Source organism: Virgibacillus kekensis, assembly GCF_042654125.1.
Lineage (GTDB): Bacteria > Bacillota > Bacilli > Bacillales > Amphibacillaceae > Lentibacillus > Lentibacillus kekensis.
Window position 1 is genome coordinate 381,241 of the sequence record NZ_JBHSFU010000003.1, and the last position, 7,098, is coordinate 388,338.

Here is a 7,098-nt window from a genome sequence, read left to right on the forward strand (position 1 = left end):
CGGGGTCTCACCGATGCCTCTCCTCCCGCAGGAGTCTCCATTGCTGGTATTGTATTTTCAACTCCGTTATATCGGCTTATTTCTAAGTTAAATTGTAAATGAAAAACACATTATTATCGTTGATTGGAGCGTAGGGCAGGCGACTCCTGCGGGACACCGGCTAAAACCGGTCACTTCCTGTGACCAACGCCGGTACTAGAACGTCCTGTTCGTCGAATCAACGGCTGAAAATCCCGCAATAAGTGGTTTTCTTCCGAGGAAGTTGAAGCGTTGCCCGGCGGCAAAGGAAACACTGTGAAAGCTTTAGTTGAACAGATATTGGACTTGCACCCGGAGTGGTGAAAGCAACTGTGCGGAGCGGAAATTAACAAGGCAACTACTTCGCAGTTTATAATTTTTATGTTTAGAAAAAAGCCTATAAAAAAGCCTTTGTGGAAGAATGGCCATCATCGGTCATTCTTTTTGCATCTATACATAGAAGTCTCACTAAAGCTTAACAATAATCCATTTTTTTACCGTGATTTTGGAGGCATATACCTAGTGAATCTGCAGAGGTTTATAAAATAATGTATACTTGGAAAGATATGTTGCGTTAAGATAGTACTAGAAACTATGATAGAATAGGAATTACATTTTACATTTGCAAACGTTTGTTCTATTATTAAATTTACCTATTAAAAATTGTATAATATGAGAGGAGTCTTAAACTGAATGGTAAAACAATCAGGACAATATACAGATGATTCAATTCAAGTGCTTGAAGGCCTGGAAGCCGTAAGAAAAAGACCTGGTATGTATATCGGCAGTACGGATCAGCGCGGACTGCATCACCTGGTGTTTGAAATTGTTGATAACGCTGTAGATGAAGCACTGGCTGGCTATGGTAATCGGATTAAGGTTACGATACATAAAGATAATAGTATCTCAGTGGAAGACAGCGGAAGAGGAATCCCCACCGGAATGCACAGCACAGGTAAACCTACAACCGAAGTTATATTTACTGTCCTGCACGCAGGAGGTAAGTTTGGTCAGGGTGGCTATAAAACAAGCGGTGGGCTGCATGGTGTAGGCGCCTCCGTTGTAAACGCACTTTCGGAGTGGTTGGAAGTTACAATTTTCCGTGATGGCAATAAATATTTTCAACGATTTGAAAATGGAGGAAAACCCGAGGGTTCATTGGAAAAACTCGGACCAACCAGGAAAAAAGGATCGGTTATTCATTTTAAACCGGACCCACTAATATTCTCTGTTACGGAATATAACTTCGAGACCCTATCAGAACGCCTCCGAGAAGCGGCGTTTCTATTAAAAGGTCTTCAAATTGAACTGACAGATGAACGCACTGATGCACATGAAGAGTATCAGTTTCCTGATGGACTGGAGTCGTTTGTTAGCTATCTAAATGAGGAAAAGGATACACTTCATCCTGTTGTTTCCTTTGAGGGAGAACAGCATGGCATAGAAGTCGATTTCGCGTTTCAATTTAATGATGGTTTCTCGGAAAATATCCTTTCCTTTGTTAACCATGTACGGACAAAAGATGGTGGAACACATGAGTCGGGTGCAAAGACAGGAATCACACGGATATTCAATGATTATGCACGTAAAAATTCACTCCTCAAAGAAAAGGACAAGAACCTTGAAGGTACTGATATCCGAGAAGGGTTCACTGCGATTGTATCTGTTCGGATACCAGAAGAATTGCTTCAATTTGAGGGACAAACCAAAGGTAAACTAGGAACTTCAGAAGCCCGGTCAGCGGTGGACGCAGTAGTTTCCGAGAAGCTGATGTATTTTCTTGAGGAAAATCCCGATATTTCGAGCATGCTGGTCCGAAAAGCAATCAAGGCGAAAGAAGCCCGTGAAGCAGCTCGAAAAGCAAGGGAAGACGCCCGTTCAGGAAAAAAGAAGAAACGTAAAGATACTCTTCTAAGTGGTAAACTTACACCAGCCCAGTCCAAAAACCCGAAAAAAAATGAGCTTTATCTCGTTGAGGGAGATTCAGCCGGCGGATCTGCCAAGCAGGGCCGTGACCGAAAATTTCAGGCGGTGCTTCCATTACGCGGAAAAGTAATTAATACTGAGAAAGCAAAACTGCAGGATGTAATGAAGAATGAAGAAATCTCAACGATTATCCATACAATAGGTGCCGGGGTCGGGGGAGACTTTGACTTGGCCGATGTCCAGTACGATAAAATAATTATTATGACGGATGCCGATACTGATGGGGCACACATTCAGGTATTGCTTCTTACCTTCTTTTACAGATATATGCGATCTCTGATCGAGGCTGGGAAAGTATATATTGGCCTGCCTCCGCTTTACAAAATTTCCAAAGGCAAGGGCAAGAAAGAGAAAATACAGTATGCGTGGGATGACGACGAAATGCGTGAGGCTATCAAGGAATTTAAAAATGGGTATATTATCCAGCGATATAAAGGTCTTGGTGAAATGAATGCCGACCAACTTTGGGAAACTACCATGAATCCGGATACCAGAACACTAATCCGGGTAACAATTGACGATCTCGCACGTGCCGAACGCAGAGTGACTACGCTGATGGGCGATAAAGTAGAACCAAGAAGAAAATGGATTGAAGGCCATGTCGAGTTTGGACTTGACGAAGATAGCAGCATTCTTGAGAATGACAAAATCCATACGTAACCGCGATACAATCGCACAAGAGAATAACAAGGGGGAATTAGTTTGACACAACCCGAGACTTACCTTGATCTTCCACTCGAGGAAGTGATTGGTGACAGATTTGGAAGATACAGTAAATATATTATTCAGGATCGTGCTCTGCCTGATGCGCGGGACGGCTTAAAACCGGTACAGCGGCGGATATTATACGCGATGTATGAAGAGAGAAATACTCATGACAAGAATTTTCGGAAGTCAGCAAAGACAGTCGGTACCGTTATCGGGAATTATCACCCGCATGGAGACTCATCTGTATATGAAGCAATGGTCCGTCTGAGTCAGGAATGGAAAGTTCGCAATAACCTTATTGAAATGCATGGTAATAATGGCAGCATTGACGGGGATCCCCCTGCAGCAATGCGTTATACAGAAGCGAGACTTGCCAGTATTGCTTCTGAATTACTAGAGGATATTGGCAAGGAAACCGTTGATTTTATACCGAACTTTGACGACACTATTTCAGAGCCTGTAGTATTACCAGCCAAGTTCCCTAATCTCCTTGTAAACGGGTCAACAGGAATTTCAGCAGGCTACGCAACAGATATTCCGCCACATAATCTGGCCGAAGTAGTCGACGCCGTAATTAAAAGAATCGATAAACCTTCTGTTACAGTGGACGAACTCATGGAGGTCATTAGTGGACCTGATTTCCCTACTGGAGGAATCGTACAGGGGATTGACGGCATTAAAAAAGCGTATGAAACAGGAAGAGGAAAAGTAGTTGTAAGGGGCAAAGCTGAAATTGAAGACCTCCGTGGGGGCCGACAACAAATTGTGATTGATGAAATTCCTTATGAAGTGAATAAAGCTAACATGGTTAAAAGAATGGACGAACTGCGAATTGACCGGAAAGTGGAAGGGATTGCCGAGGTTCGTGATGAGACAGACCGTTCAGGATTACGGATAGTAATCGAACTGAAAAAAGAAGCGAACGGCCAGGGTGTTCTTAATTACTTGTATAAAAACACCGATCTTCAAGTTACGTACAATTTCAACATGGTAGCTATTAAGGATAAGACACCTAAACTGCTCTCGCTTCCACAGATGCTTGATGCTTACATTGAACATCAGAAAGAGGTTGTTACCAGACAAACAATTTTCGATTTAAAAAAAGCCAAAGATCGCTCCCATATTGTGGAAGGTCTTATTAAGGCGATTTCCATTCTGGATGAGCTCATTGCGACTATTCGCGCCTCCAAAGATAAACAGGATGCCAAACAGCGGATTATTGCCGCGTATGATTTCTCAGAAGCACAAGCGGAAGCGATCGTTACCCTGCAGTTGTACCGTTTAACTAATACTGATATTACCTCGCTTGAAAAAGAAGCAGAGGAACTCAGGAAAACAATTGAAGAGCTTGAATCTGTACTTGCAAGTGAGAAAAAGCTGTTGCAAAATATCAAAAAAGACTTGCGACGCTTAAAGAAAACATTTGCGGATAGCCGCCGGACCAAAATTGAAGAAAAGATTGAAGAACTTACCTTCAATATTGAGGTGACTGTAGCCAGCGAAGATGTCGTGGTATCTGTAACAAAAGAGGGCTACATAAAACGTACAAGTATCCGCTCGTACGGTGCCTCAAACGGTGAAGATTTTGCAATGAAGGATGATGATCACCTGGTAGGACTTCTTGAGTTGAATACAACCGATAAACTTTTGTTGTTCACCAACAAGGGCAAATACATTTATATCCCCGTCCATGAGCTTCCGGAAATAAGGTGGAAAGATCTTGGTCAGCATATCTCCAATACGGTGGCCCTGAGCAAGGATGAACGAATTATACAGTGTATCCCTGTCCGTGAGTTCCACGAAGATAATTACTTGCTCTTCTTTACCAAGAATGGAATGGCGAAACGCAGTGAACTTTCATTGTATAATGCGCAAAGGTATTCCAAAGCCCTCATTGCGATTAACCTTAAGGGCGATGACGAGGTGGTCAATGTATTCCAGACAAATGGCCATATGGATGTGTTTGTTGCTTCAGACAAAGGCTTTGGATTATGGTATCATGAATCGGAAATATCCGTCGTCGGGCAACGGGCAGCAGGAGTAAAGGCAATTAAGCTGAAGGAAGATGAAGAGGTTGTAAACGGACAGGTATTTGATGACCTGACGGAACCATCTATCTTCGCAGTAACACAGCGTGGCGCCTGTAAGCGAATGAAATTAAGTGACTTTGAAAAATCAGGACGGGCCAAACGGGGTCTTACTATGTTGAGAGAATTAAAGAGCAAACCACATCGCATCAAAGGCCTGCATGTAATTGATGATAATGATATGATTTGCTTAAGGACTAGTAAGGGAGAAGTTCACAGTCTTTATCCATTAGAGTTGTCGGTCAGCGACCGATACAGCAATGGGTCATTTGTAATCGATAGTGATAATCAAGGTGCAGTGAGCGAAGTATGGCCTGAAGCCACGTACCGCAAACCGTTTGACGAATCTGAAGAATAATAAACGTAGGCAGTTTCTTCGCTGAAACTGCCTATGTTTTATCCAAATAATTAAAGCGCTTTCTAGATTCAGAAAAATATGATAAGATAAAAAAAGAAATAGACGGAGGGAGGGTTTATAACGGCTCTACGGGATAAAATCATACAAGAAGCTCTATTGTTGTTTGATAAAAATGGTTTTCATGGTGTTACTGTAAATCAGATTGTAGAGAATGTGGGGACATCCAAAGGTGGATTTTATCACCATTTTACATCAAAAGATGAATTGCTGTTTGTTATTCATGACACCTTCATCAGTTACGTCTTGGAGAAAGCGACAATCGCAAACCGGACATACAGTTCACCAACGAAAAAACTGCAGGCAATTGTAAAAGATTTTGTTAAAGTGTTCGATCTTTATAAACCCCATATCTCAGTGTTTTATCAGGAAAATATATACTTAAAACCGGAATATGAAGTATTGATTAAAAAAAAGCGTGATCAATTCAAGCAATTAATTATCCAGGCGATAAAAGAAGGCAAAGAAACAGGTGAGTTCCGAAAAGATTTACCCGTAGAAATTACTGGGATGGCTATTCTCGGAATGGTCAACTGGACGTACAAATGGTATAAGAAGTCAGGACCAAAATCGATTGATGAGATAGGTAATATATTTGTTGACCTGATTTTGCATTCTGTATTGAAAGTGGATTCCCTAACTCCGGATATATACCAGAATATCCTGCTGGATGGCAAGTCATCGTTTACATCATGACGCGTAAGGTCTTTTTTTATAACCTGGACAGACCAACCAGTCGGTCTTTACTATTTGAGGAGGTTTGAGATGAATTTTGAGTTAACTAAAGAACAAGCCATGATCAAAAAAATGGTCAGGGACTTTGCTGAGGATGTAATAAAACCGAGAGCTGTCGAAATTGATACAGAAGCAAAGTTCCCTGAAGATATTTTCAGTCAAATGGGAGAACTGGGGCTAATGGGTATCCCTTTTCCTGAAGAGTATGGAGGTTCAGGCGGAGATACAATTTCTTATGCACTTGCTGTCGAAGAAGTAGGTAAGGTTTGCGGAAGCACTGGGCTCAGTTATGCGGCTACAGTCTCACTTGGGGCAAGTCCAATCTATTACTTTGGAACCGAGGAACAAAAACAAAATTATTTGAAACCTATCGCTGAAGGAAAGACGCTTGGTGCGTTTGGCTTAACAGAACCTAATGCTGGATCGGATGCTGGTGGTACAAAAACAACAGCTGTTGAAGATGGCAATGAATATGTAATCAATGGTGAAAAATGTTTTATCACCAACGCCAATTATTCCAACACGATTACGGTTACTGCGGTGACAGGCAAGGATGATCGCGGGAAAAATATTATCAGTGCCATTATAGTGCCAACAGACGCTGAAGGAGTTTCTATTGCAAGCAATTATGACAAAATGGGGGTCCGTGGATCTGATACCTGTGAAATTGTACTGGATAATGTTCGGGTACCAAAAGAAAATCTGTTGGGAGATCCCGAGAAAGGATTCAAGCAATTTCTGCATACCCTTGACGGCGGAAGAATTTCTATTGCTGCTCTTGGCGTAGGAATTGCTCAGGCATCTTTAGATAAGGCCCTTCAATATGCACAGGAGCGAAAGCAATTCGGTAAATCGATCTCTAGCTTTCAGGCAATCCAGTTTAAACTTGCTGATATGGCAATGGAGACTGAATTGGCTCGAAATATGGTCCATAAAGCTGCATGGTTGAAAGATAACAATCAACCATTTTCCCGGGAAGCGGCCTATGCAAAGCTTTATGCAACAGAGACAGCATCCCGTGCAGCTAACCAAGCTATTCAGATTCATGGCGGCTACGGTTATATGCGCGAATATGAAGTAGAACGCTATCTGCGCGATGCCAAACTGCTGGAGATTGGCGAGGGCACATCAGAAGTGCAACGTCTAGTC

At 42.2% G+C, this 7,098-nt stretch carries 4 protein-coding genes; all 4 read left to right on the top strand.

What is annotated here, in order from left to right; all coding sequences use genetic code 11:
• Positions 1–711 precede the first annotated feature (711 nt).
• Entirely contained in the window at positions 712–2,664 is a 1,953-nt protein-coding gene (gene parE, locus ACFO3D_RS03330; RefSeq protein WP_390293185.1) for a DNA topoisomerase IV subunit B, read from the top strand.
• A gap of 42 nt (positions 2,665–2,706) precedes the next feature.
• A complete protein-coding gene (gene parC, locus ACFO3D_RS03335) occupies positions 2,707–5,157 on the top strand; it encodes a DNA topoisomerase IV subunit A (RefSeq protein ID WP_390293186.1) in 2,451 nt (816 codons plus the stop codon).
• A 117-nt stretch (positions 5,158–5,274) separates the two neighbouring features.
• Positions 5,275–5,910: a TetR/AcrR family transcriptional regulator gene (locus ACFO3D_RS03340; RefSeq protein ID WP_390293410.1), complete on the top strand. Its 636-nt coding sequence runs from the start codon at positions 5,275–5,277 to the stop codon at positions 5,908–5,910.
• A 69-nt stretch (positions 5,911–5,979) separates the two neighbouring features.
• On the top strand, positions 5,980–7,098 hold a 1,119-nt coding region (locus ACFO3D_RS03345; protein ID WP_390293187.1), incomplete at its 3' end, for an acyl-CoA dehydrogenase family protein.